This is a genomic window from Halorubrum sp. AJ67 (assembly GCF_000513435.1).
Window position 1 is genome coordinate 119,196 of record NZ_CBVY010000015.1, and the last position, 1,847, is coordinate 121,042.

Here is a 1,847-nt window from a genome sequence, read left to right on the forward strand (position 1 = left end):
ATCGCGTTCGGCTCCGCGCTCCGCGGCCTTAAGAATCAGCCACGCGCGCCGGAAGTGGACGCGGCCCGTCTCGCCCGCGACGCCGCACAGATCCAGATCCGATAGCCGGGTCGGTAGTCGTTTATTCCGTGCGCCCCTTACTCGCCGTATGTCCGCAGCGATCGACGTGTTACACGTCGACGACGACCCGTCGGTCCTCGATCTCGCGGAGGCGTACTTCGAGCGGGAGCTCGATTCGGTGGCGGTGACGAGCGAGACCGACCCGGAGGCCGCGCTCGAACGGCTCGACGACGGCTCCTTCGACTGCGTCGTCAGCGACTACGACATGCCCCCGATGGACGGGCTGGCGTTCTTCGACGCCGTACGCGAGCGCAACCAGAAGATCCCCTTCGTGCTGTACACCGGCAAGGGGTCCGAGGAGATCGCGAGTCAGGCGCTCAACGCCGGCGTCACCGGCTACTTCCAGAAGGGCGGTCCCGAGCAGCTCCGCCGGCTCGCGAACCGCGTCGATCAGGCCGTCGACGAGTACCGGACCAAGGAGATCGCCGAGCGCTACTCCACCGTCATCGAGGCGCTCGGCTACCCCGTCTACGTCGTCGACGAGACCGGCGTCTTCCGGTTCGTCAACGAGCCGTTCGCCGAACTCACCGGGTACGACCGCGAGGAGATCATCGGGAGTACCCCCGGGTTCATCAAGGACGACGCCGCGGTCGCGGAGGCGGAGGACCGGCTCGGAACGATCCTCTCCAGTTCCGGTCCCGACGTCCAGCGCTTCTCCGTCGACATCGTGCCGAAGGAAGGCGACCCCGTCCCGTGTCGGGACCACATGGCGGCGCTGCCGTACGACGGCGAGTGCTTCGAGGGCAGCGTCGGCATCCTCCGCGACGTCTCCGACGAGCGCGAGCGCCGCGAGGAGCTGGAGACGAAGACCCGGGCGCTCAACGAGGCCCCGGTCGGGATCACCATCACGGACCAGCAACGCGAGGACAACCCGATGGTGTACGTCAACGACCGGTTCGTCGAGATGACGGGGTACGGCCGCGAGGAGTCGATCGGCGTCAACTGCCGGTTCCTTCAGGGACCGGACACCGAAGAGGAATCGGTCCGGAAGCTCCGCGACGCGATCGACGCCGAGGACTCGACGAGCGTCGAGCTGTTGAACTACCGCAAGGACGGGACGGAGTTCTGGAACCGGGTGAGCATCGCCCCGATCAGCGACGCGGACGGAACCGTCACGAACTGGGTCGGCTTCCAAGAGGAAATCACGGCGTTCAAAGAGCGCGAGGCGGCGCTCGAACGGCAGAACGACCGGCTCGACTCCTTCGCCAGCATCGTCTCGCACGACCTGCGGAACCCCCTGAACGTCGCGCAGGGGCGTGTCGAGCTGGCGCGCGAGGTCTCCGACGACGCGGAGAACCTCGACGCCGCCCTCGACGCGCTCGACCGGATGGAGTCGATCGTCGAGCGCACCCTCGCGCTCGCCCGCGAGGGCGAGACGGTCGGCGACCCCGTACACGTCGACCTCGCGGCGGTCGCCGCCGACAGCTGGTCGACCGTCGACACCGCGTCGGCGACCCTCTCCGTCGAGACCGACCGCGAGGTGCTCGCCGACCCGGACCGCCTCCGGAACCTCTTCGAGAACCTGATGCGGAACGCGGTCGAGCACGCCGGCCCCGACGTCTCGCTCCGCGTCGGCGACCTCCCGGACGGCTTCTTCGTCGAGGACGACGGGCCGGGGATCGACCCCGCGGTGGCCGACTCCCTCTTCGAACCCGGCGAGAGCGGCGCGGCGGGGAACACCGGGTTCGGGCTCGCGATCGTCAAGGAGATCGCCACCGCGCACGGCT

The 1,847-nt window shown here is 68.7% G+C and carries 1 protein-coding gene; it reads left to right on the plus strand.

All coding sequences use genetic code 11. From position 1 onward, the window contains the following. Window positions 1-148 precede the first annotated feature (148 nt). A partial coding sequence (locus tag BN903_RS11980) for a PAS domain S-box protein (protein WP_048077939.1) occupies window positions 149-1,847 on the plus strand: 1,699 nt, incomplete at its 3' end.